General features: G+C 54.1%; 21 protein-coding genes and 6 tRNA genes. 14 read left to right on the top strand and 13 right to left on the bottom strand.

The window, feature by feature from the left end; all coding sequences use genetic code 11:
* Window positions 1–9 precede the first annotated feature (9 nt).
* The 6 genes from ACQG1Y_RS16260 to pdxK all read left to right on the top strand — a co-directional run bounded on the left by ACQG1Y_RS16260 (window position 10) and on the right by pdxK (window position 5687).
* Window positions 10–1023, top strand: coding sequence for a sulfate ABC transporter substrate-binding protein (locus tag ACQG1Y_RS16260; protein ID WP_032649009.1), 1014 nt, complete (start codon window positions 10–12; stop codon window positions 1021–1023).
* Window positions 1023–1856, top strand: a complete 834-nt coding sequence (cysT, locus tag ACQG1Y_RS16255) for a sulfate/thiosulfate ABC transporter permease CysT (RefSeq protein ID WP_017383478.1) — start codon at window positions 1023–1025, stop codon at window positions 1854–1856. Before ACQG1Y_RS16260 ends, cysT begins: the two co-directional genes overlap by 1 nt.
* Entirely contained in the window at window positions 1856–2731 is an 876-nt protein-coding gene (gene cysW / locus ACQG1Y_RS16250; RefSeq protein WP_003861305.1) for a sulfate/thiosulfate ABC transporter permease CysW, read from the top strand. Before cysT ends, cysW begins: the two co-directional genes overlap by 1 nt.
* Window positions 2721–3815, top strand: a complete 1095-nt coding sequence (cysA, locus tag ACQG1Y_RS16245) for a sulfate/thiosulfate ABC transporter ATP-binding protein CysA (RefSeq protein WP_017383477.1) — start codon at window positions 2721–2723, stop codon at window positions 3813–3815. The genes cysW and cysA overlap by 11 nt, the downstream gene beginning before the upstream one ends.
* Window positions 3816–3933: 118 nt before the next feature.
* Complete coding sequence (gene cysM, locus ACQG1Y_RS16240; RefSeq protein WP_368740557.1) at window positions 3934–4845, top strand: cysteine synthase CysM; 912 nt, start codon at window positions 3934–3936, stop codon at window positions 4843–4845.
* Window positions 4846–4850: 5 nt separating this feature from the next.
* Window positions 4851–5687: a pyridoxine/pyridoxal/pyridoxamine kinase gene (pdxK, locus tag ACQG1Y_RS16235; protein ID WP_015572224.1), complete on the top strand. Its 837-nt coding sequence runs from the start codon at window positions 4851–4853 to the stop codon at window positions 5685–5687.
* A gap of 44 nt (window positions 5688–5731) precedes the next feature.
* On the opposite strand, the gene crr is transcribed toward pdxK, so the two are convergent.
* The 5 genes from crr to cysZ all read right to left on the bottom strand — a co-directional run bounded on the left by crr (window position 5732) and on the right by cysZ (window position 10526).
* Complete coding sequence (gene crr / locus ACQG1Y_RS16230) at window positions 5732–6241, bottom strand: PTS glucose transporter subunit IIA (RefSeq protein ID WP_003861316.1); 510 nt, start codon at window positions 6239–6241, stop codon at window positions 5732–5734.
* 40 nt (window positions 6242–6281) lie between these two features.
* Window positions 6282–8009, bottom strand: a complete 1728-nt coding sequence (gene ptsI, locus ACQG1Y_RS16225; RefSeq protein ID WP_426736817.1) for a phosphoenolpyruvate-protein phosphotransferase PtsI — start codon at window positions 8007–8009, stop codon at window positions 6282–6284.
* 45 nt (window positions 8010–8054) lie between these two features.
* A complete protein-coding gene (ptsH, locus tag ACQG1Y_RS16220; RefSeq protein ID WP_000487600.1) occupies window positions 8055–8312 on the bottom strand; it encodes a phosphocarrier protein Hpr in 258 nt (85 codons plus the stop codon).
* Between the two features lie 317 nt (window positions 8313–8629).
* Window positions 8630–9601 (bottom strand): cysteine synthase A, encoded by a 972-nt coding sequence (gene cysK, locus ACQG1Y_RS16215; protein WP_006811453.1) that lies wholly within the window; start codon window positions 9599–9601, stop codon window positions 8630–8632.
* A 163-nt stretch (window positions 9602–9764) separates the two neighbouring features.
* Window positions 9765–10526: a sulfate transporter CysZ gene (gene cysZ, locus ACQG1Y_RS16210; protein WP_006811452.1), complete on the bottom strand. Its 762-nt coding sequence runs from the start codon at window positions 10524–10526 to the stop codon at window positions 9765–9767.
* A gap of 229 nt (window positions 10527–10755) precedes the next feature.
* Here cysZ and zipA point away from each other — a divergent pair, with 229 nt between their 5' ends.
* The 3 genes from zipA to ACQG1Y_RS16195 all read left to right on the top strand — a co-directional run bounded on the left by zipA (window position 10756) and on the right by ACQG1Y_RS16195 (window position 14046).
* Entirely contained in the window at window positions 10756–11745 is a 990-nt protein-coding gene (zipA, locus tag ACQG1Y_RS16205; RefSeq protein WP_193360978.1) for a cell division protein ZipA, read from the top strand.
* A gap of 68 nt (window positions 11746–11813) precedes the next feature.
* Window positions 11814–13829: an NAD-dependent DNA ligase LigA gene (gene ligA, locus ACQG1Y_RS16200; protein ID WP_017383473.1), complete on the top strand. Its 2016-nt coding sequence runs from the start codon at window positions 11814–11816 to the stop codon at window positions 13827–13829.
* Window position 13830: 1 nt separating this feature from the next.
* On the top strand, window positions 13831–14046 hold the full coding sequence (locus ACQG1Y_RS16195; protein ID WP_003861328.1) for a DUF3820 family protein: 216 nt from the start codon (window positions 13831–13833) through the stop codon (window positions 14044–14046).
* Here the strand turns inward: ACQG1Y_RS16195 and ACQG1Y_RS16190 are convergent.
* Entirely contained in the window at window positions 14043–15038 is a 996-nt protein-coding gene (locus ACQG1Y_RS16190) for a bile acid:sodium symporter family protein (RefSeq protein WP_015572227.1), read from the bottom strand. The genes ACQG1Y_RS16195 and ACQG1Y_RS16190 overlap by 4 nt on opposite strands.
* Before the next feature lie 89 nt (window positions 15039–15127).
* On the opposite strand from ACQG1Y_RS16190, the gene ACQG1Y_RS16185 reads away from it, so the two are divergent.
* On the top strand, window positions 15128–16069 hold the full coding sequence (locus tag ACQG1Y_RS16185; protein WP_058689120.1) for a LysR family transcriptional regulator: 942 nt from the start codon (window positions 15128–15130) through the stop codon (window positions 16067–16069).
* Here the strand turns inward: ACQG1Y_RS16185 and ACQG1Y_RS16180 are convergent.
* From ACQG1Y_RS16180 to ACQG1Y_RS16160, 5 genes are all read right to left on the bottom strand, one after another.
* Window positions 16060–16401, bottom strand: coding sequence for a FlxA-like family protein (locus ACQG1Y_RS16180; protein ID WP_017383471.1), 342 nt, complete (start codon window positions 16399–16401; stop codon window positions 16060–16062). The genes ACQG1Y_RS16185 and ACQG1Y_RS16180 overlap by 10 nt on opposite strands.
* A 137-nt stretch (window positions 16402–16538) precedes the next feature.
* A tRNA-Lys gene (locus tag ACQG1Y_RS16175) sits at window positions 16539–16614 on the bottom strand.
* Window positions 16615–16618: 4 nt separating this feature from the next.
* Window positions 16619–16694, bottom strand: a tRNA-Val gene (locus ACQG1Y_RS16170).
* Between the two features lie 29 nt (window positions 16695–16723).
* A tRNA-Val gene (locus ACQG1Y_RS16165) sits at window positions 16724–16799 on the bottom strand.
* A gap of 41 nt (window positions 16800–16840) precedes the next feature.
* A tRNA-Val gene (locus ACQG1Y_RS16160) sits at window positions 16841–16916 on the bottom strand.
* A 258-nt stretch (window positions 16917–17174) separates the two neighbouring features.
* Between ACQG1Y_RS16160 and gltX the strand changes: the two genes are divergently transcribed.
* A complete protein-coding gene (gene gltX, locus ACQG1Y_RS16155) occupies window positions 17175–18590 on the top strand; it encodes a glutamate--tRNA ligase (protein ID WP_058689119.1) in 1416 nt (471 codons plus the stop codon).
* 51 nt (window positions 18591–18641) lie between these two features.
* Here gltX and ACQG1Y_RS16150 read toward each other — a convergent pair whose 3' ends face one another.
* Together ACQG1Y_RS16150 and ACQG1Y_RS16145 are read right to left on the bottom strand one after the other, a co-directional pair.
* Window positions 18642–19028 carry a YfeC-like transcriptional regulator gene (locus ACQG1Y_RS16150; protein WP_017383469.1) on the bottom strand — a complete coding sequence of 129 codons (387 nt, stop codon included), beginning with the start codon at window positions 19026–19028 and terminating at the stop codon, window positions 18642–18644.
* Window position 19029: 1 nt separating this feature from the next.
* Window positions 19030–19392, bottom strand: a complete 363-nt coding sequence (locus ACQG1Y_RS16145; protein ID WP_015572232.1) for a YfeC-like transcriptional regulator — start codon at window positions 19390–19392, stop codon at window positions 19030–19032.
* Between the two features lie 217 nt (window positions 19393–19609).
* Between ACQG1Y_RS16145 and ACQG1Y_RS16140 the strand changes: the two genes are divergently transcribed.
* From ACQG1Y_RS16140 to ACQG1Y_RS16130, 3 genes are all read left to right on the top strand, one after another.
* A tRNA-Ala gene (locus tag ACQG1Y_RS16140) sits at window positions 19610–19685 on the top strand.
* A gap of 41 nt (window positions 19686–19726) precedes the next feature.
* A tRNA-Ala gene (locus ACQG1Y_RS16135) sits at window positions 19727–19802 on the top strand.
* A 212-nt stretch (window positions 19803–20014) separates the two neighbouring features.
* On the top strand, window positions 20015–22204 hold the full coding sequence (locus ACQG1Y_RS16130; protein ID WP_126805062.1) for a sensor domain-containing phosphodiesterase: 2190 nt from the start codon (window positions 20015–20017) through the stop codon (window positions 22202–22204).
* Window positions 22205–22242 lie beyond the last annotated feature (38 nt).

Genomic DNA, 22242 nt, shown 5'->3' with positions numbered 1-22242 from the left:
GGGTGCGCAATGGCCGTTACTGTACTGAAAAAAGGATCGCTGGCACTGGCAGGTTTACTGCTGGTGGCGCAGGCGCAGGCAACCGAGTTGCTGAACAGTTCTTATGATGTTTCGCGCGAGCTGTTTGCCGCCCTTAATCCCGCATTTGAACAGCAGTGGGCGAAAGAGAACAACGGCGACAAGCTGACCATCAAACAGTCGCACGCTGGCTCATCCAAGCAGGCGCTGGCCATTTTGCAGGGGCTGAAAGCGGATGTGGTGACCTACAACCAGGTCACGGATGTGCAGATCCTGCACGACAAAGGCAAGCTGATCCCGGCGGACTGGCAAAGCCGCCTGCCGAACAACAGTTCGCCGTTCTACTCCACCATGGGCTTCCTGGTGCGCAAGGGCAACCCGAAAAACATTCACGACTGGAACGACCTGGTGCGTTCTGACGTCAAGCTGATTTTCCCGAATCCGAAAACCTCCGGCAACGCGCGTTATACCTATCTGGCGGCGTGGGGCGCGGCGGACAAAGCTGACGGTAACGATAAAGCGAAAACCGAACAGTTTATGACCCAGTTCCTGAAAAATGTCGAAGTGTTTGACACCGGCGGCCGGGGCGCAACCACCACTTTCGCCGAGCGCGGGCTGGGCGACGTGCTGATCAGCTTTGAATCCGAAGTGAACAATATTCGTAAACAGTACGAAGCGCAGGGCTTCGAAGTGGTTATCCCGAAAACTAACGTTCTGGCCGAGTTCCCGGTGGCGTGGGTGGATAAAAACGTCAAAGCCAACGGCACTGAGAAAGCGGCAAAAGCCTATCTCAACTATCTGTACAGCCCGCAGGCGCAGACGGTGATTACTGACTATTACTACCGCGTTAATAATCCGGACGTGATGAACAAGCTGAAAGACAAATTCCCGCAGACCGAGCTGTTCCGCGTGGAAGATCATTTCGGCGCCTGGCCTGAGGTGATGAAAACGCATTTTGCCAGCGGCGGTGAGTTAGACAAATTGCTGGCGGCGGGGCGTAAGTAATGTTTGCAGGATCAACAAGACGTGTGCTGCCGGGTTTTACCTTAAGCCTCGGGACCAGCCTGCTGTTCGTCTGTCTGATTTTATTGTTACCGCTCAGCGCTCTGGTGATGCAGCTCGCTGAGATGAGCTGGTCCCAGTACTGGGAAGTGGTCACCAACCCGCAGGTGGTGGCGGCCTACAAGGTCACGCTGCTATCTGCATTCGTGGCCTCGATTTTTAACGGCGTGTTTGGCCTGCTGATGGCATGGATCTTAACCCGCTATCGCTTCCCGGGCCGCACGCTGCTCGACGCCCTGATGGATCTGCCGTTTGCCCTGCCGACGGCGGTGGCCGGTCTGACGCTGGCGTCGCTGTTCTCCGTGAACGGCTTTTACGGCGAATGGCTGGCGAAGTTTGATATTAAAGTGACCTATACCTGGATCGGTATCGCGGTGGCGATGGCCTTCACCAGCATCCCGTTTGTGGTACGTACCGTGCAGCCGGTGCTGGAAGAGTTAGGCCCCGAATACGAAGAGGCTGCGGAGACCCTGGGCGCCACGCGCTGGCAGAGTTTCCGTAAGGTTGTGCTGCCGGAACTTTCTCCGGCCTTGCTGGCGGGGGTGGCGCTTTCCTTTACCCGCAGCCTCGGTGAATTTGGCGCGGTCATTTTTATTGCCGGGAACATCGCGTGGAAAACCGAAGTGACCTCGCTGATGATTTTTGTCCGTTTGCAGGAGTTTGATTATCCGGCCGCGAGCGCGATTGCCTCGGTGATCCTTGCCGCGTCGCTGCTGCTACTGTTTTCGATTAACACTCTGCAAAGTCGCTTTGGTCGACGTGTGGTAGGTCACTGATGGCGGAAGTTACGCAATTGAAGCGCTATGACGCGCCCCGCATCAACTGGGGCAAATGGTTTCTGATTGGTACCGGCGTGCTGGTCTCCGCATTCATTCTCGTCGTGCCGATGGTGTACATCTTCGTGCAGGCCTTCAGCAAAGGGATTATGCCCGCGCTGCAAAACCTGGCCGATCCGGACATGCTCCACGCCATCTGGCTGACGGTGATGATTGCCCTGATCACCGTCCCGGTGAATCTGGTGTTTGGCGTATTGCTGGCCTGGCTGGTAACGCGCTTTAACTTCCCGGGGCGTCAGCTGCTGCTGACCCTGCTGGATATCCCGTTTGCGGTGTCTCCGGTGGTGGCGGGTCTGGTTTATCTGCTCTTCTACGGCTCCAATGGCCCGCTGGGCGGCTGGCTGGATGAGCACGACCTGCAAATCATGTTCGCCTGGCCGGGGATGGTGCTGGTGACCGTCTTTGTCACCTGTCCGTTCGTGGTGCGCGAGCTGGTGCCGGTGATGCTCAGCCAGGGCAGCCATGAAGATGAAGCCGCGGTGCTGCTCGGCGCTTCCGGCTGGCAGATGTTCCGCCGCGTCACGCTGCCGAATATCCGCTGGGCACTGCTTTACGGCGTGGTGCTGACCAACGCCCGTGCGATCGGTGAGTTTGGCGCGGTGTCGGTGGTATCCGGCTCGATTCGCGGCGAAACCCTGTCGCTGCCGTTACAGATTGAATTACTGGAACAGGACTACAACACCGTCGGTTCCTTTACTGCCGCAGCGTTGCTGACGCTGATGGCGATTTTGACCCTGTTTTTGAAGAGTGTGGTGCAGTGGCGTTTAGAGAATCAGGAAAAACGTCAGCATCAGGAGGGAAATCATGAGCATTGAGATTGCCAATATTAAGAAGTCTTTTGGTCGCACCCAGGTGCTGAATGATATCTCGCTGGATATCCCTTCCGGACAAATGGTGGCGCTGCTGGGGCCGTCTGGCTCCGGTAAAACCACGCTGCTGCGTATTATCGCCGGGCTTGAACACCAGACCAGCGGACATATTCGCTTCCACGGTACGGACGTTAGCCGCCTGCACGCCCGCGACCGTAAAGTGGGCTTTGTATTTCAGCATTATGCGCTGTTCCGCCACATGACGGTATTCGACAACATCGCGTTTGGCCTGACCGTGCTGCCGCGTCGTGAACGTCCAGATGCCGCCGCCATCAAAGCGAAAGTGACCAAACTGCTGGAGATGGTGCAGCTTGCGCATCTGGCGGACCGCTTCCCGGCTCAACTTTCCGGCGGGCAGAAGCAGCGCGTGGCGCTGGCGCGTGCGTTAGCCGTTGAACCGCAAATCCTGCTGCTGGACGAACCGTTTGGCGCGCTGGATGCACAGGTGCGAAAAGAGCTGCGCCGCTGGCTGCGTCAGCTGCATGAGGAACTCCAGTTCACCAGCGTTTTCGTGACCCACGATCAGGAAGAGGCGATGGAAGTGGCCGATCGCGTGGTAGTGATGAGTCAGGGCAACATTGAGCAGGTTGACGAGCCAGAGCAGCTCTGGCGTGAACCGGCGACCCGCTTTGTGCTGGAGTTTATGGGGGAAGTAAACCGCCTTCAGGGCACCATTCGCGGCGGTCAGTTCCACGTTGGCGCGCACCGCTGGCCGCTGGGGTATACCTCCGCGCATCAGGGGCCGGTGGATCTGTTCCTGCGTCCGTGGGAAGTGGACGTCAGCCGCCGTACCAGCCTGGATTCACCGCTTCCGGTGCAGGTGCTGGAAGCTAGCCCTAAAGGGCACTACACCCAATTAGTGGTACAACCCCTGGGCTGGTATACCGAGCCGCTGACCGTGGTTATGCGTGACGACGTGCCGCCGCACCGGGGGGAGCGCCTGTTTGTCGGGCTGCAACACGCGCGCATTTATCACGGTAACGAGCGCATTGAAACGCGCGAGGATATTGCTCTGGCGGAGTCAGCCTGATAGGTTATTAGTATGTTTATCGCCCGGTGGCGCTGCGCTGACCGGGCCTACAGTTATCACTGCGTCTTGTAGGCCGGGTAAGCTAAGCGCCACCCGGCTTTTTTATTGAGTAAAAATCGTGAATACACTCGAACACACCATCGGCAACACCCCTCTGGTCAAACTTCGGCGCATGGGGCCTGATAACGGCAGCGAAATCTGGGTCAAACTCGAAGGCAATAACCCGGCGGGGTCGGTGAAAGACCGGGCGGCACTGTCGATGATTGTCCAGGCCGAGAAGCGCGGTGAAATTAAGCCAGGCGACGTGCTCATTGAGGCCACCAGCGGAAATACCGGAATTGCGCTGGCGATGATTGCCGCCCTGAAAGGCTACCGCATGAAGCTGCTGATGCCGGATAACATGAGCCAGGAGCGCCGGGCCGCCATGCGCGCCTATGGAGCCGAGCTGATTCTGGTGAGCAAAGAGCAGGGGATGGAAGGGGCGCGAGATTTAGCGTTAGCGATGTCGGAGCGCGGGGAAGGCAAGCTTCTCGACCAGTTCAACAACCCGGACAACCCGTACGCGCACTACACCACCACCGGCCCGGAAATCTGGCAGCAAACCGACGAGCGCATCACCCACTTTGTCTCCAGCATGGGGACCACGGGCACGATCACCGGTGTGTCACGCTTTCTGCGCGAACAGGAGAAGCCGGTGACGATTGTCGGCCTGCAACCGGAAGAGGGGAGCAGCATTCCGGGCATCCGCCGCTGGCCGGCGGAGTATATGCCGGGCATCTTTAATGCGCAGCTTGTGGACCAGGTGCTGGATATTCATCAGCGCGAGGCGGAAAATACCATGCGTGAGCTGGCCGTGCGTGAAGGTATCTTCTGCGGCGTCAGCTCTGGCGGTGCCGTAGCGGGTGCGATCCGGGTGGCTGAGTCCACGCCGGGGGCGGTGGTCGTAGCGATTATTTGCGATCGCGGCGACCGTTATCTGTCTACCGGCGTCTTTGGTGAAGAGAGTTATTCGCAGGGGGCGGGGATTTAAGCGTCATGGAGATGATTTTATTCCGGGATAACACCCGGGCGCAGCAAACCGATATTGTCGCCGTACAGTCGCAGGTGGTGTACGGCAGCGTGGGAAACAGCATCGCGGTGCCGAATATTCGCACCCACCGGCTGAACGTTACCGCCGTGCCAACGGTGCTGTTCAGCAATACGCCTCACTACGACACCTTCTACGGCGGGGTGATCCCGGACGAGTGGTTCAGCGGCTACCTTAAGGCGCTGGAAGAGCGCGAGATCCTGCGCGAGCTTAAAGCGGTCACCACCGGCTATATGGGCAGCGCCAGCCAGATCGCGCTGCTGGCGCAGTGGCTGAAGGCAATCAAAGTGCAACATCCCGATCTGCTGGTGCTGGTCGACCCGGTAATTGGGGATATCGATAGCGGGATGTACGTGAAGCCGGATATTCCTGAAGCCTACCGTGAGCATCTGCTCCCGCTGGCCCAGGGCATTACGCCCAACGTGTATGAACTTGAAGTGCTGAGCGGCAAACCGTGCCGTACGCCGGAGAGCGCCATTGCCGCCGCGCAGGGGCTGCTGTCCGACTCGCTGAAATGGGTAGCGATCACCAGTGCGCCAGTGTCTGACGATCCGCAGAATATCCACGTTGTGCTGGTGAGCGAAGAAGGTGTTACCGTAAGCGCGCACCCGCGCGTAGAGACGGATCTGAAAGGAACGGGCGATCTGTTCTGTTCGGAGCTGGTCAGCGGCATTGTGGGAGGGAAAACCGTTGCCGATGCCATTCGCATGGCGGGCGATCGGGTGACTGACGTTATGATCTATACGCAGTCGAAAGGCTATGACGAGCTTATCCTGCCGGCATAAACAAAAATGGCGCCCGAAGGCGCCATTTTTCTGTGCGGCAAGAATTACTTCTTGATGCGGATAACCGGGGTTTCACCCACGGTGACGCTGCCAGACAGTTTGATCAGTTCTTTGATTTCGTCCATGTTGGAGATAACAACCGGAGTCAGGGTAGACTTCGCTTTTTCTTCCAGCAGCGGCAGATCGAATTCAATTACCGGGTCGCCAACTTTAACACGCTGGCCTTCTTCTGCGATACGTTTGAAGCCTTCGCCTTTCAGTTCAACGGTGTCGATACCGAAGTGAACGAACAGTTCGATACCGCTATCGGATTCGATAGAGAACGCATGGTTGGTTTCAAAAATTTTACCGATGGTGCCGTCAACTGGAGCAACCATTTTGTTGCCAGTTGGTTTGATAGCAATGCCATCACCAACGATTTTCTCAGCAAAAACTACATCCGGCACGTCTTCGATGTTGACGATCTCGCCGGAGAGCGGAGCAACAATCTCAATAGTTCCGGAGTCTTTCTTGTCATCAGAAACCAGAGATTTTAGTTTATCGAACAAACCCATGATCTTCTCCTAAGCAGTAAATTGGGCCGCATCTCGTGGATTAGCAGATTGTTTTTTCTTCAATGAACTTGTTAACCAGCGTCATTAACTCGTCCGTTGTCGGTTGAGCAAGAGCCTGCTCTGCTAACACCTTCGCATCTTCGAAGTTCGTGTTACGGATAATCTTCTTAATGCGCGGGATGGAAATGGCGCTCATAGAGAATTCGTCCAGACCCATACCCAGCAACAGAAGTGTAGCACGTTCGTCGCCTGCAAGCTCACCACACATGCCAGTCCATTTACCTTCTGCATGAGAAGCATCAATAACTTGCTTGATCAAATTCAGTACGGACGGTGACATTGGCTGGTAGAGATGTGAAATCATATCATTACCACGGTCAACTGCCAGGGTGTACTGCGTTAAATCATTGGTACCGATACTAAAGAAATCAACTTCTTTGGCTAAATGACGCGCAATGGTCGCGGCTGCCGGTGTTTCCACCATCACGCCGATCTCAATGGATTCGTCAAATGCTTTACCTTCGTCGCGCAGTTCCTGTTTGTAGATTTCGATCTCTTTCTTCAGTGCACGCACTTCTTCAACAGAGATGATCATCGGGAACATGATGCGCAGTTTACCGAAAGCGGAGGCACGCAGAATAGCGCGAACCTGGTCACGCAGGATCTCTTTGCGATCCATGGCGATACGCACGGCACGCCAGCCCAGGAACGGGTTCTCTTCTTTCGGGAAGTTCATGTACGGCAGCTCTTTGTCGCCACCGATGTCCATGGTACGGACGATTACAGCCTGCGAGCCGCACGCTTCCGCAACCGCTTTGTACGCTGCAAACTGCTCTTCTTCCGTTGGCAGAGCGTCGCGATCCATGAACAGGAATTCAGTACGATACAGACCTACACCTTCCGCGCCGTTGCGCTCAGCGCCGTCAACGTCACGTACGGTACCGATGTTAGCGCACACTTCAACCTGATGGCCGTCCAGCGTGATAGCTGGCAGATCTTTCAGTTTAGCGAGTTCCGCTTTCTCGGTAGCAACCTGCTCCTGAACGGAACGCAGCTGCTCGATCACATCGTTAGTTGGGTTGACGTAAACCACATTGTTTACGGCATCCAGAATCAGATAGTCGTCGTTTTTAACCTGGGAGGTAACGCTACCGGTACCCACAATGGCTGGCAGCTCCAGAGAACGCGCCATGATTGAGGTGTGGGAGGTACGTCCACCTGCATCAGTAATGAAACCCAGCACCTTGTTCAGGTTCAGCTGTGCGGTTTCAGACGGGGTCAGGTCAGCGGCAACCAGGATGACTTCGTCCTGAATCGCGCTCAGATCGATGATGGCCAGACCCAGGATGTTGCGCAGCAGGCGCTTACCGATGTCACGTACGTCAGCCGCACGTTCTTTCAGGTATTCATTGTCCAGCTCTTCCAGGGCAGATGCCTGACCTTCGATAACTTCATGCGCAGCCGCGTCGGCCGTCATGCCTTTATCTTTAATCAGGGCTATGATTTCCTGCTCCAGCTCCTCATCTTCGAGCAGCATAATGTGCCCTTCGAAGATGGCTTCTTTTTCTTCACCGAAAGTTTCGCCAGCTTTAGTTTTAATCGCTTCCAGTTGCGCAGATGCCTTGGCACGACCGCTCAGAAAACGTTCAACTTCCTGATCAACCTTGTCGGCAGAAATTTTTTTCCGGTCAATGACGATTTCGTCTTCTTTCAGCAGCAATGCTTTGCCGAAAGCGATACCCGGGGATGCTAAAATGCCTGAAATCATAACCCTACCTTACTTGTGACTGATATTGAAAAGAACCCGGTAAACTTACTCGAGTTCAGCCATCAGCTTAACCAGATGCTCAACTGCTTTCTGCTCGTCTTCACCTTCAGCGGAGATGGTAACAACGGTACCCTGAGTCAGGCCCAGAGTTTGCAGCTTGAACAGGCTTTTTGCGCTAGCGCTTTTGCCGTTGGAAGTCACAGTGATTTCAGAAGTGAAGCCTTTCGCTTCTTTAACAAACTGAGCAGCAGGGCGGGTGTGCAGACCGTTCGGAGCGGTAATGGTAACTTCTTGCTGGAACATTGTATTTCCCCAACTTATAGGTTTAGTGTTGTGGAACTAAAGTCTAGCCTGGCGACTTAACTTTAGCCTGTATAGTTAGCGCTGACGTTTCAATCGTCATTAAACATTATGCAGTGAAAGCAAGACTTGAACCAAATCATAAAATCGATTCAGCAACGCTATTTCGTTCACCGATTAATTTCGCGCATCAAAATAATTGCTGGTTTAAATACCAGACCCAACGGGGTGAAGCAATGCCAGGAGGGGTAAAACTTTGAAGCAGGCCACAAAAAAGCACCTGAAAAGGTGCTTTTTTACGCGTTTTTAACATGCTGGCATCACTGTTGCAGTTCTTTCTCTGTGAAGAGATCGGCAAACAGTGCTGTGCTTAAGTAACGCTCACCCGAAGACGGTAGGATAACCACAATGTTCTTATTGGTAAAGGTTTCATCTTCCAGCAGTTTGAGGGCTGCCGCAACCGCCGCACCGGAAGAGATACCCGCCAGAATGCCTTCCTCGTCCATCAGGCGACGCGCCGTGGAGATGGCTTCTTCATTGGTAATGGCGACGACTTTATCGATCAGCTTCAGATCCAGGTTGCCTGGAATAAAGCCAGCGCCGATACCCTGGATTTTGTGTGGGCCAGGTTTGATCTCTTCGCCTGCCAGCGCCTGAGCGATAACCGGTGAGTCGGTTGGCTCAACGGCAACGGTAATCAGATCTTTTTTACCTTTCGTGCCTTTAATATAGCGAGACACACCGGTCAGCGTACCGCCGGTGCCTACGCCGGAGATAAACACATCAACCTGACCGTCGGTATCTTCCCAGATTTCCGGGCCGGTGGTTTTCTCATGAATTTCCGGGTTGGCCGGGTTGCTGAACTGCTGGAGCAGCAGATACTTTGCCGGATCGCTGGCAACAATTTCTTCGGCCTTCTGAATCGCGCCCTTCATGCCTTTTGCGCCTTCGGTCAGGACCAGGTTCGCACCCAGCGCTTTCAGCAGCTTACGACGCTCAATGCTCATGGTTTCAGGCATAGTCAGCGTCAGCTTATAGCCACGCGCCGCCGCAACATAGGCCAGAGCGATACCGGTATTGCCGCTGGTGGGTTCAACCAGCTCAACGCCAGGTTTCAGCACGCCACGCTTTTCAGCATCCCAAATCATATTCGCACCGATACGGCATTTAACGCTGAAGCTTGGGTTACGAGATTCGACCTTCGCCAGAATGCGTCCATTACCGATACGGTTCAGTCGAACCAGGGGCGTATGACCGATAGTCAGCGAGTTGTCTTCATAAATCTTACTCATGGCCTGTCCTTAACTGTATGAAATTGGGATACCGACCCAGCATACCTGTTGAACAGGTATGGGGAAGTAAGGAAATCGCATATCTATATGCTGCAAGGAAATAATGGGGATCAGTATGGAATAAGGGGCGGCATAAGCCACCCCTCTTTTACACATTTTTGCATTACTTCCATAACGCGTGCTTAGCACGGTAGCAGTCCACCCACATCGCCGTCGCGCCGCAAACGGCGACGGGCATGATGAACAAATTCAGGAAAGGGATCATGGTGAACAGGCTGGTCAGCGCGCCAAACTGCATGTTGGCAACCTTCTGAGTGCGCAGGGCAGTGCGCATCTCTTTAAACGGCACTTTGTGGTTATCGAACGGATAATCACAGTACTGGATAGCGAGCATCCAGGCGCTGAACAGGAACCACAGCACGGGCGCGACCGTCTGGCCAATCCCGGGTACAAAATAAAGAATAAGCAGCACAATCGCCCGCGGCAGGTACCAGGCGAACTTCTGCCATTCACGCTTCATGATGCGGGGGAGATCTTTCACGATCCCCAGTACGCCCGTGTCAGGTGGCGTCGCACCGGTCAGGCGCGCTTCCAGCTGTTCGGCCAGCAGACCGTTGAACGGCGCGGCTATCCAGTTTGCTATCGTCGAAAAGAAATAGCCGAAAACCAGCAGCACGGAGATAACCGCAATCGGCCAGAGCAGGTAGTCTAGCCACTGTAACCAGTCCGGCACATAGCTCATCAGGGAAGGGATCCAGCTTTCCAGTCTGGTGAACAGCCACCAGAAGGCCCCGCCCATCAGAATAATGTTGATCAGTAACGGCAAAATAACGAAGCGTCGAATGCCCGGCAGGGAGACCAGTTTCCAGCCCTGAGAAAAGTACCAGACCCCGCTGCGTGGGGCAGAAGAAGATGTTGAAACCATACCAGGCTGTACTCCTTTTTACACAACCAGTGGAATTGCCCGCCTATATTATCCAGTTACGGGCCAATGACCAGTTCGGAAATGTTCGAAAAACCAGCAAAAAGCACGATTTAGTTCATCTTTATGCTGTGAATGCTCTGCATACACTTGCACTTGACGTAAACGGCAAATACTCTTAGTGAGTAAATGTTTGCCGTGGTGGCAAGGTGTTAGAACAACAGAGAATATAATGATGCAGGATTTGCGTCTGATATTAATCATTGTTGGCGCGATCGCCATAATCGCTTTACTGGTACATGGTTTCTGGACCAGCCGTAAAGAGCGTTCCTCTATGTTTCGCGATCGTCCACTGAAGCGCATGAAGTCCAGTCGTGACGACGATGACGTTGAAGACGACATCGACGGTCCTGACGACGACGGCGTGGGTGAAGTTCGTGTTCATCGGGTCAATACTGCGCCCGGCGCAGCGCATGGAGAGCATGAAGCCCCCCGCGCTCCGCAGCACCAGTATCAACCACCGTATGCCTCTGCCCAGCCGCGCCAGCCAGCGCCGCCGCCAGTGGAAGAACCTGTTCGTCATCCGCCGCAGCAGCCTGTGCAACAGCAGCCCGTTGCGCCACAGCCTGTACAGCCGCAACCTGTGCAACAGCCTGCACAGCCAGTGCATCAGCCACAGCCTGTTCAGCAGCCGCAGCCGGTACAACAACCGCAGCCTGAACCGCCTGCGCCACAGCCCGCTCCGCGCGTTGAGCCAGAGCCGGTCGCAGAGCCAGAACCGGTTGTTGAAAAGCCGCAGCGTAAAGAAGCGGTGATCATCATGAACGTGGCTGCTCATCATGGCACCCATCTGAACGGTGACGTGCTGCTTAACAGCATCCAACAGGCAGGCTTCAAGTTCGGCGACATGAATATTTTCCATCGCCACCTGAGTCCTGACGGTAGCGGTCCGGCGCTGTTTAGCCTGGCCAATATGGTCAATCCAGGCACGTTTGACCCGGAAATGACCGGTGATTTCGTCACGCCGGGGGTTACGATCTTTATGCAGGTGCCGTCCTACGGTGACGAGCTGCAAAACTTTAAGCTGATGCTACAGTCCGCTCAGCACATCGCCGACGAAGTGGGCGGTGTGGTGCTCGACGATCAGCGTCGAATGATGACGCCGCAGAAACTGCGCGAGTATCAGGACCGCATCCGCGAAGTTAAGGAAGCGAACGCGTAATCGTCGCGTTAACTTCACCTCCTCCTCAACCCCCGCCTGTCGGGGGTTTTTCTCATTGATGGTGCGATATGGACTCAATCGAACAACAACTTACTGAACTGCGAACCACGCTTCGCCATCATGAATATCTCTATCATGTTATGGACGCACCGGAAGTGCCGGATGCGGAATATGACCGCCTGATGCGTGAACTGCGCGAGCTGGAAGCGCAGCACCCCGAACTGATTACGCCCGATTCCCCAACGCAGCGCGTCGGCGCGGAACCGCTGGGCGCTTTCAGCCAGGTGCGCCATGAAGTGCCGATGCTGTCGCTGGATAACGTGTTTGATGAAGAGAGTTTTCTGGCTTTCAACAAGCGTGTGCAGGATCGCCTGAAGAGCATCGACAATCTGAGCTGGTGCTGCGAGCTAAAGCTGGATGGTCTGGCCGTTAGCATTCTTTATGAGAACGGCGTGATGGTGCGTGCCGCAACGCGCGGCGACGGCACTACCGGGGAAGACATCACCACTAATGTGCGCACTATTCGTGCGATCCCGCTGAAACTGCGTGGCGATAACATTCCCGCCCGGCTGGAAGTGCGCGGGGAAGTGTTCCTTCCGCAGGCGGGCTTCGAGAAGATCAACGAAGAAGCGCGTCGTACGGGTGGGAAAGTGTTTGCAAACCCGCGTAACGCGGCGGCAGGTTCGCTGCGTCAGCTCGATCCGCGAATCACCGCGAAGCGACCGCTTACTTTCTTCTGCTACGGCGTCGGGATCCTGGAAGGCGGTGACCTGCCAGATACCCACCTGGGTCGTTTAATGCAGTTCAAAGAGTGGGGGTTACCGGTTAGCAACCGTGTGCAGCTCTGCGACTCTCCGGAGGCGGTGCTGGCGTTCTATCACAAGGTTGAAGAGGATCGTCCCACGCTCGGGTTTGATATTGATGGCGTGGTGATCAAGGTTAACTCGCTGGCGTTGCAGGAACAGTTAGGATTTGTGGCCCGTGCGCCGCGCTGGGCGGTAGCCTTTAAGTTCCCGGCGCAGGAGCAGATGACCTTCGTTCGCGACGTGGAGTTTCAGGTAGGGCGTACGGGGGCGATTACGCCTGTGGCGCGTCTGGAGCCTGTGCAGGTGGCTGGCGTGCTGGTAAGTAACGCCACGCTGCATAACGCCGATGAAATTGCCCGCCTGGGCCTGCGCATTGGTGACAAAGTGGTGATTCGCCGCGCGGGCGACGTGATCCCACAGGTGGTTAACGTTGTTGAGTCTGAACGTCCTGCCGATACCCGTGCCATCGAGTTTCCAGCCCACTGTCCGGTATGTGGTTCGGACGTTGAGCGCGTGGAAGGTGAAGCGGTAACGCGCTGTACGGGCGGGTTAATCTGCGGCGCGCAGCGTAAAGAGTCCCTGAAGCACTTTGTCTCCCGCCGGGCGATGGACGTCGACGGAATGGGTGACAAGATTATCGACCAGTTAGTTGAGAAAGAGTACGTCCATACGCCAGCGGACCTCTTTACCCTGACGGCAGGTAAGCTGACCGGTCTTGATCGTATGGGGCCAAAATCTGCCCAGAACATCGTTAACGCGCTCGAGGCGGCCAAAAACACCACCTTTGCCCGTTTCCTTTACGCGCTTGGCATTCGTGAAGTCGGAGAGGCGACAGCGGCAGGGCTGGCGGCGTATTTCGGCACGCTGGACGCGCTGGAGAAAGCCACCATCGACGAGCTACAGAAAGTCCCTGATGTCGGCATTGTGGTCGCCACCCACGTTTTCAACTTCTTCGCCGAAGAGAGCAACCGTGAAGTGATCGGTAAATTACTGGAACAGGGCATTCACTGGCCTGCACCGGTAGTGGTTAATGCCGAAGAGATCGACAGCCCGTTTGCCGGTAAAACGGTGGTGCTGACCGGCAGCCTGAGCCAGCTTTCGCGCGATGACGCGAAAGCGCGCCTGGTGGCACTGGGGGCAAAAGTGGCGGGCAGCGTATCGAAGAAAACCGACCTGGTGATTGCCGGGGAAGCGGCCGGTTCGAAGCTGGCAAAAGCGCAGGAGCTTGGCATCGAGGTAATCGACGAAGCGGAAATGATGCGCCTGTTAGGAGAGTGACGTGGAAAAAGAGCAGCTCGTTGAGATCGCCAATACGGAGATGCCGTTCGGTAAATATAAGGGTCGCAGGCTGATTGATTTACCGGAAGAGTATCTGCTGTGGTTTGCCCGTAAGGATGAGTTCCCCGCCGGGCGTCTGGGCGAGCTGATGGCTATCACGTTACTGATCAAAACAGAGGGGCTGACCCAGCTGGTTCAGCCCCTGAAACGTCCTTAAACTTTCGCGGCGCGGGTCTCTTCCTGCGCCAGCTTTTCTGTCTGCGCCTTGTAACGCCGCGCCAGTACCGCACACACCATCAGCTGGATCTGATGGAAAATCATCAGCGGCAACACCATCATCCCAATGACGGACGTCGGGAACAGAATATTGGCCATCGGGATCCCGTTGGCCAGGCTCTTTTTCGATCCGCAAAATACAATGGTGATTTCATCGGCCTTGTTGAAGCCGCATTTGCGGGCCACAAAGACGTTAACCGCGATGACAATGGCCAGCAAAACGATGCTTACCACCACAATAAACAGCAGCGATCCAGCGCCCACCCTGTGCCAGATGCCGTTCACCACGGCTTCGCTGAAGGCCGTGTAAACCACCAGCAGAATTGAGCTTTGGTCCGTTTTCCCGATCCATTTTTTATGTTTTGCCACAAACGCCCCAATCCAGGGACGGGATAAGTGTCCGAGCACAAACGGCAGCAGCAGTTGCAGACAAATTTTACCCACCTGCTCCAGATTACCTTCCGCCCCGTGCATATTCATCAGCAGACCGACCAGCAGCGGTGAAACAAAGATCCCCAGCAGGCTGGAAGCGGAAGCAGAACAAACCGCCGCCGCGACGTTACCGCCCGCCAGCGAGGTAAAGGCAATAGCGGACTGCACGGTGGCCGGCAAAATGCACAGATAAAGGAAACCGGTATACAGCGCCGGATCGACATTCACCGGCGCCCACCAGGCGAACAGCACGCCCAAAACCGGGAAGAGGATAAAGGTGCTGCACATTACCCACAGGTGCAGTCGCCAGTGGCTACCGCCTGCAATAATGGCTTCCCGTGAGAGTTTGGCGCCATGCATAAAGAACAGCAGGGCAATGGCTGCCGTGGTCAGTCCTTCAATAACCGGAACGAAACTGCCCCGCGCCGGGAAGAACGAGGCCAGCAAGACGACACCAATCAGGGTCAGCGTAAACGGATCAAGGATACGAAAAAGTTTCATAATCACTCCTGAAAACAGATGCCGCTATTGTGCTTTCTTCCCTTTGAGAAATAAAATTGATTTATTGCATCCATTCATGAATTAAACAGATGAATTATTCGTTACGTCAGCTTCGCGTTTTCGTCACCGTCGCGCAGGCCCGCAGCTTTAGCCGGGCAGGGGAGATCATTGGCCTCAGCCAGTCGGCGGTGAGCCATAGCGTTAAGGAGCTTGAAACGCAAACGGGAGTGAAGCTGCTCGACCGTACGACGCGAGAAGTGGTACTCACCGAAGCGGGACAGCAACTGGCAATGCGTCTGGAGAGGCTGCTGGATGAACTGAACAGTACGCTCAGGGATGTCGGCCGGATCGGACAACAGCTTTCCGGCACCGTGAGAGTGGCGGCGAGCCAGACGATTTCAGCGCATCTTATTCCCCAGTGTATCGCTGAAAGTAATCACCGCTATCCGGATATCGATTTTGTTTTGCACGACAGGCCGCAGCAGTGGGTACTGGAGAGTATCCGTCAGGGGGATGTAGATTTTGGCATCGTTATTGATCCCGGAGCGGTAAGCGACCTGGAATGTGAAGTGGTGCTCTCGGAGCCCTTTTTATTGCTCTGCCGCGATGATGATCCGCTGGCATCGCTGCCACAGGTGGCCTGGCTGGCCTTGCAGGGGGCGAACCTGGTGTTACAGGATTATGCATCAGGCAGCCGTCCGCTGATAGATGCCGCACTGGCCGCGCAGGGCGTTAAGGCAACCATTGTGCAGGAGATCGGGCATCCTGCCACGCTCTTCCCGATGGTCGAAGCGGGGATTGGCATCAGCGTTCTGCCGGCGCTGGCGCTGCCACTGCCGCAGGGGAGTCGTTTAACGGTGAAGCGTTTCGTACCCTGTGTCGAACGCCAGCTGATGCTGGTACGCCGTAAAAACAGGTCACTTTCCGGCGCGGCGCATGCCTGCTGGGATGTGGTGCGTATGCAGGCCGAACGTTTGATGGAGGCCCGCACACGCGATCCACTTTTTAACGAAACCAATAATCAGATGTAGATATTAATCTGATGCTCCGCGGAGGGCTTATTGATGCCTTCCGCGACTGCCTGACCTTTTTCCTGTTTTGGCATCGCCTCTTCTGCCTGCTGACGCTGCAATTGCGCCAGTTGTGCCTGCAACATAGCCAGCTGAGATTCGAGTAATTCCTGCTGCTTTTGCTTCTCTTCTGCTGTGGCATCACCCATGGCCACTTCTTTGAGCTGCTGAGTGACTTTCGTTATCTGTTTGGTCAGACGGGTGATTTGAGAAGCAATGTCGTTTCCGCCGGAGCTGTTATCTACGCTGCCGATTTCCATCGCCGACAGAGAAACGGGCTTCAGAGTTGTCATATTGAGATCCTTTTCGCCATAAAATAGAGGTATCGGCAAAGAAGGCGTGAGCTTGAGTAAAACAAGCGATCTGGCTGCAATGGGGATGTGCTATATCGCAGATAGCAAAAAAGCGCCTTTAGGGCGCTTTTTTACATTGGTGGGTCGTGCAGGATTCGAACCTGCGACCAATTGATTAAAAGTCAACTGCTCTACCAACTGAGCTAACGACCCGAAATGGTGGGCGATGACGGGCTCGAACCGCCGACCCCCTCCGTGTAAAGGAGATGCTCTACCAACTGAGCTAATCGCCCATTTCGGAACTGCTGCGATAAGGTGAGAATGGTGGGCGATGACGGGCTCGAACCGCCGACCCCCTCCGTGTAAAGGAGATGCTCTACCAACTGAGCTAATCGCCCAATCTCAATGCTTATCTACACTGCGAGTCTACCGAAGTATATGGTGGGTGATGACGGGCTCGAACCGCCGACCCCCTCCGTGTAAAGGAGATGCTCTACCAACTGAGCTAATCACCCCCGCTGTGTGGAGTCGCATTATAGGGAGAGTTGAAAATGAGTCAACGCATTTTCTAAAGTTTTTATTCGTTCGTCGTAAAATTAGTCAAAACGATCGCAAAACGGACTGTGGCGCATGATTTATAAACAAAAACAGCAATCTCGAACCGGATAAAGTGATCGACATTGAGGAATCGGCCCACAGTGATAGAATATTGCCCATTGTTTTCTTCCCGGAATTTGCCGATTACCGGCATCTTTATAACGTAAGGCCATTTCATGAAAATCAAAACTCGCTTCGCGCCGAGCCCGACAGGCTATCTGCATGTCGGTGGTGCACGTACCGCTCTCTACTCCTGGCTTTTCGCACGTCACAACAACGGTGAGTTTGTGCTGCGTATTGAAGACACCGATCTGGAGCGCTCAACGCCGGAAGCAATTGAAGCCATTATGGATGGGATGAACTGGCTGAATCTGGCGTGGGACGAAGGCCCATACTTCCAGACCAAACGTTTTGACCGCTATAACGCCGTAATTGACGAGATGCTGGTGGCAGGCACGGCCTATAAGTGCTACTGCTCCAGGGAGCGTCTGGATGCGCTGCGTGAAGAGCAAATGGCAAAAGGCGAAAAACCGCGTTATGACGGTCGTTGCCGCCATGACCACAGCGAGCATGCTGCGGATGAGCCTTGCGTAGTGCGTTTTGCTAACCCACTGGATGGCTCTGTTATCTTTGATGACCAGATCCGTGGTCCGATCGAATTCAGCAACCAGGAGCTGGATGACCTTATCATTCGTCGTACTGACGGATCGCCAACCTATAACTTCTGCGTAGTTGTGGACGACTGGGATATGGAAATCACTCACGTGATCCGTGGTGAAGACCATATCAATAACACCCCGCGTCAGATCAACATTCTGAAAGCGCTGAACGCGCCTGTACCGGTGTATGCGCACGTATCAATGATCAACGGTGACGACGGTAAAAAGCTGTCCAAACGTCATGGCGCGGTGAGCGTGATGCAGTACCGTGATGACGGCTATCTGCCGGAAGCGCTGCTGAACTACCTGGTGCGTCTGGGCTGGGCTCATGGTGACCAGGAGATCTTCAGCCGCGAAGAGATGATCGAGCTGTTCTCTCTAAACTCGGTCAGCAAATCAGCCAGCGCGTTCAACACTGACAAACTGCTGTGGCTGAACCATCACTACATCAATACCATGCAGCCAGAATATGTGGCGACTTATCTGCAATGGCACATTGAACAGGCAAACATCGATACCCGTACGGGCCCTGAACTGGCGGATCTGGTGAAGCTGCTTGGCGAGCGTTGCAAAACGCTGAAAGAAATTGCTGAAAGCTGCCGTTACTTCTATGAAGAGTTTGACGCGTTCGACGCCGACGCGGCCAAGAAACACCTGCGTCCGGTTGCGCGTCAGCCGCTGGAAGTGGTGCGTGATAAACTCGAAGCCATTACCGAATGGACTGCGGAAAATGTTCACCACGCGATTCAGGCTACCGCTGATGAGCTGGAAATTGGCATGGGTAAAGTCGGTATGCCGCTGCGCGTTGCGGTGACGGGGGCAGGCCAGTCTCCGGCGCTGGACGTGACCGTTCATGCCATCGGCAAATCACGTAGCGTTGCGCGTATCAACAAAGCGCTGGGCTTTATTGCTGAGCGTGAAAGCCAGCAGTAATACTCGTGTAATACAAAAAACGGCAGGGTAACCTGCCGTTTTTTATGCCTGTTATTCAGCAATACCAAGACGCGTGAGAAAACCCTGCAACCCTTCACGAGCGAGCAACTTGTGCAAACGTTCCTGTTCGACAGTCGTCATGTTTTCCAGCGAGTCGATAATTTGTGGAAGCAGGCTGGATGAGGTTGCCACGCCGTAGTGGGAAGGGCTTTCCGCCACATGGTAAACAGCCCGACGGTTACGAATGGCGGGAAGACTAATGATGTGCTCCTTAACGTGCGCATCAATACATATCACCCTCGCTCTTCCGCCTTTTACACCGTTGATACCCTCCGTTTTCCATCCTTTCTGTCGTATCCAGCGATTAACGGTTTGTCGGGCTACGCCCAGACTGTCCGCCAGCTCTTCCGTGGTCATTTTGCTGCGTAATCTTTTCATATCAGCGTTGGTCGCGAATCCCTAAACGTTGTAACAAGCCGGTAATCCCTTCCCGCAGTAACAGCGATGTCATCTGCTTTTGCTCTTCCGGCGTCATTTCATTCGCCAGCGTCAGGAGCAGGGCATGAAGCGAGCCCTCGTGGTACGCCTTATCTGGCAGTTCCGGCGTCTCTGTTGCCCTGCGCGCGCTGCGAATAAAGTCGCGCACTTTTTCATTGACGTGTACCAGACGCGCCTTGCCACCCTGAACGCCTGGCTTTGGCGATGTAATCCAACCCTCTTTGCGTACCCATTTATTGATGGTCTGTCGGCTATAGCCAGTCAGCAGGGCTAACTCTTCTGGCGTCATTCGTTCCTTGATCATACAATTTCCTGAATATCTGTGGGGTTAATTAGTGGTTCATTTTATAGCACCGTTTTACGTGAAAACGTGACAAGCTTAACTCCTGGCTGCGAGCAGGCTCTCAAAGTGATTCATTTGCATGATTTTTCGGCGATTGAAAGGCGGAGGCTGAATTTGCCGTTGACACTCTGCGGCGGAATTCATATTATGCCGCCCGTCAACATGACAGCTTTACGACGGGGCTATAGCTCAGCTGGGAGAGCGCCTGCATGGCATGCAGGAGGTCAGCGGTTCGATCCCGCTTAGCTCCACCAAACTCTGAACCCAACAGAGTGCGGTAGGTAAAGTAACATGTGGGGCTATAGCTCAGCTGGGAGAGCGCTTGCATGGCATGCAAGAGGTCAGCGGTTCGATCCCGCTTAGCTCCACCAAAATTTAAACCCTCGTCGCAAGACGGGGGTTTTTTTATATCTTGTAAAATATTTTAGACTGTTTTTGTTGCAATTAACGTCGTTTTCTACACCTCACCTCAATCCAAATCAATAAACAAGTCTATAAATAGACCTGAACTTGATTCGTGTTATTAATAAACCTATTATCCATGCGGTCAATGAGACGATGGTAAAATAGATTATCCGGATTAATGAATAGAAAAATTTACAATAATGTAAAGATATTTATGATTGCCCTGGCGCTAAGCCTGATTGCGATTCCTTTTTCTCGTTATATCTCTCCACGGGCCATTGTTAGCGAAAATGATGTTTATCTGGCGTGGTTGCCCTTAAGTGCCATGCTCGCCATCGTGTTGTTATTTGGACGACGGGCAATCATTCCTTTGCTGTTAAGTTTTAGTATTACTAATATTTATAATCTTGATTTAGCACCACTACAATCTGCCGTATTATTATGTTGTCAGACGTTTACCGTCTTCGCCGCCTGTGGCGTCATCCGTCTGGTGCTGGGCAAGCGCTGGCGACACAGCATACCGAATAAGTACATTGGCATACGTATTTTCTGGCTCGGATTTATGGTGCCTGTGGGCATCAAATTATCGATGTATCTGGCGGGATATTTATTTGATTTCCCGGTGACAATCTCCTCCTATTTCGGCGAAGGCTCTGCAATTTATAACGTTATCGATATTCAGAGTCTGATTTGTGCCGCCCTGATTTTCACCATGATGTTCTATTATCCGTTAAGAATGATTATTAATCCTCGCTATGCCCGAACATTCTGGCGGCGAAGCGTGAAGCCCCTCTTTTGTCACAAAAAAGCGTTATTTATCGTTGTGTGGCTGATGCTGTTGATCACGATGATCGCTATTTTATGCGCGCCTTTTGAGTCGCAGTTTATTGCGGGTTATTTGATGCCAATCGTTTTCATTCTTTTCACCCTGGGGATTGGTCGTCTGAGCTATGCGCTCATCTCTTTATTCTGGGCGGCCTCGGCGCTCATGCTGTTGACCTATAATTATAATTTTCTTAATGGTGTTGAATCGGGCCACTCGCTCTCCTTTATCCTGTCGGTGCTTATCTCTTTCGCCATCTGCCTGCTTTACATGTCGCGGATCTATCAGAAAAGTGAATGGCTGAAACAGGGGTGGCAGGAGAGGGCGCTTACCGATCCGCTCACCGGTCTGCCTAACATTCGTGCGCTGGAAGTGTTTTTACAGCACCATCCCGAGGCCAAAGTCTGCTGCCTGCGCCTGGATAATCTCGAATTCCTGAGCCGTCACTACGGCATCCTCATGCGTGTACATTGTAAAAAGATGATAACCGCGTCGCTGCAACCGTTATTGCAAAAAGACGAGAAGCTCTTCCAGTTGCCGGGCAGTGAGCTGGTAGTGGTCTTGCTGGGTCCGGGCACGGCTGAACGTCTGCAATATATGGTTGATCATCTGAACAGCCGTAAGATTATCTGGAACAAGACTGAGCTCGACATCGAGTTTGGCGCCTCCTGGGGTGAAGTGCCGGATGGAGAAAGCCTGCATCACACGCTGGGTCAGCTGAGCTGGCTCTCCGAGCAGTCCTGTGCCGGGCACAACGTCCTGGCGTTAACCAACAGTCTGGATGATGTCTCCGGTCAGACGACGGACAGAGTGCTGATGCTGGCCCGCATAAAACGCGCCCTTGATATCGGTGGGCTTCACCTTTACGCCCAGCCAATCCATAACGCGCGTGGGGAAGGGTACTTTGAAATCCTCTCAAGGCTTGAAAGCGAGGGGGAGATCATCACGCCTGATCGCTTTATTCCGCTGATTGCTCAGTTTAACCTGAGCCACCGATTTGACCTGAACGTGGTGGAAAAATTGCTGATGTGGATGCGCAGCCATCCGTCCGAACGGGCCGGAACGCAGTTCTCCGTTAATCTGATGCCGCTGACGCTGATGCAAAATGAGATAGCGGCTGAGATCATCGCGCTTTTTGAACGCTACGCTATTGCGCCGCAAGATATCGTCATTGAGATCACCGAGGAACAGGCTTTCTCTGACTCGGGAAGCAGCATCAACAATATCCAGCAGCTGCGGGATTACGGCTTCCGCATTGCTATTGATGACTTTGGTACCGGCTATGCCAACTTTGAGCGCCTCAAGCGGCTGGAGGCCGATATCATTAAGATCGATGGCTGCTTCGTGAAAGATATCTGCACCGACAGCATGGATGCGATGATCGTGCAGTCCATTTGCAACATGGCCAAAACGAAATCGCTTTGTGTGGTGGCTGAATATGTGGAATCGGCTGAACAACGCGAGATGTTGCTGCGATTCGGCGTGGACTATTTGCAGGGCTATTTGATTGGTAAACCAGTGCCCCTGACGGCGCTGGAGGCATAAAAAAACCGGGAGCGATGGCTCCCGGTTTTTATTGCACG

Origin of the sequence: Enterobacter cloacae complex sp. 397G4, assembly GCF_050031515.1 — a bacterium.
Taxonomy (GTDB): Bacteria; Pseudomonadota; Gammaproteobacteria; order Enterobacterales; family Enterobacteriaceae; genus Enterobacter; species Enterobacter hormaechei_C.
The sequence above is the reverse complement of the archived record's forward strand: the minus strand, read 5'-3'. Positions and strand labels throughout refer to the sequence as shown.

Excerpts from the sequence above, each read along its gene's own strand:
- ACQG1Y_RS16260 (WP_032649009.1), top strand. The coding sequence starts at position 10 with ATGGCCGTTACTGTACTGAAAAAAGGATCGCTGGCACTGGCAGGTTTA.
- cysT (WP_017383478.1), top strand. The coding sequence starts at position 1,023 with ATGTTTGCAGGATCAACAAGACGTGTGCTGCCGGGTTTTACCTTAAGC.
- cysW (WP_003861305.1), top strand. The coding sequence starts at position 1,856 with ATGGCGGAAGTTACGCAATTGAAGCGCTATGACGCGCCCCGCATCAAC.
- cysA (WP_017383477.1), top strand. The coding sequence starts at position 2,721 with ATGAGCATTGAGATTGCCAATATTAAGAAGTCTTTTGGTCGCACCCAG.
- pdxK (WP_015572224.1), top strand. The coding sequence starts at position 4,851 with ATGGAGATGATTTTATTCCGGGATAACACCCGGGCGCAGCAAACCGAT.
- crr (WP_003861316.1), bottom strand. The coding sequence starts at position 6,241 with ATGGGTTTGTTCGATAAACTAAAATCTCTGGTTTCTGATGACAAGAAA.
- ptsI (WP_426736817.1), bottom strand. The coding sequence starts at position 8,009 with ATGATTTCAGGCATTTTAGCATCCCCGGGTATCGCTTTCGGCAAAGCA.
- ptsH (WP_000487600.1), bottom strand. The coding sequence starts at position 8,312 with ATGTTCCAGCAAGAAGTTACCATTACCGCTCCGAACGGTCTGCACACC.
- cysK (WP_006811453.1), bottom strand. The coding sequence starts at position 9,601 with ATGAGTAAGATTTATGAAGACAACTCGCTGACTATCGGTCATACGCCC.
- cysZ (WP_006811452.1), bottom strand. The coding sequence starts at position 10,526 with ATGGTTTCAACATCTTCTTCTGCCCCACGCAGCGGGGTCTGGTACTTT.
- zipA (WP_193360978.1), top strand. The coding sequence starts at position 10,756 with ATGATGCAGGATTTGCGTCTGATATTAATCATTGTTGGCGCGATCGCC.
- ligA (WP_017383473.1), top strand. The coding sequence starts at position 11,814 with ATGGACTCAATCGAACAACAACTTACTGAACTGCGAACCACGCTTCGC.
- ACQG1Y_RS16190 (WP_015572227.1), bottom strand. The coding sequence starts at position 15,038 with ATGAAACTTTTTCGTATCCTTGATCCGTTTACGCTGACCCTGATTGGT.
- ACQG1Y_RS16185 (WP_058689120.1), top strand. The coding sequence starts at position 15,128 with ATGAATTATTCGTTACGTCAGCTTCGCGTTTTCGTCACCGTCGCGCAG.
- ACQG1Y_RS16180 (WP_017383471.1), bottom strand. The coding sequence starts at position 16,401 with ATGACAACTCTGAAGCCCGTTTCTCTGTCGGCGATGGAAATCGGCAGC.
- gltX (WP_058689119.1), top strand. The coding sequence starts at position 17,175 with ATGAAAATCAAAACTCGCTTCGCGCCGAGCCCGACAGGCTATCTGCAT.
- ACQG1Y_RS16150 (WP_017383469.1), bottom strand. The coding sequence starts at position 19,028 with ATGAAAAGATTACGCAGCAAAATGACCACGGAAGAGCTGGCGGACAGT.
- ACQG1Y_RS16145 (WP_015572232.1), bottom strand. The coding sequence starts at position 19,392 with ATGATCAAGGAACGAATGACGCCAGAAGAGTTAGCCCTGCTGACTGGC.
- ACQG1Y_RS16130 (WP_126805062.1), top strand. The coding sequence starts at position 20,015 with ATGAATAGAAAAATTTACAATAATGTAAAGATATTTATGATTGCCCTG.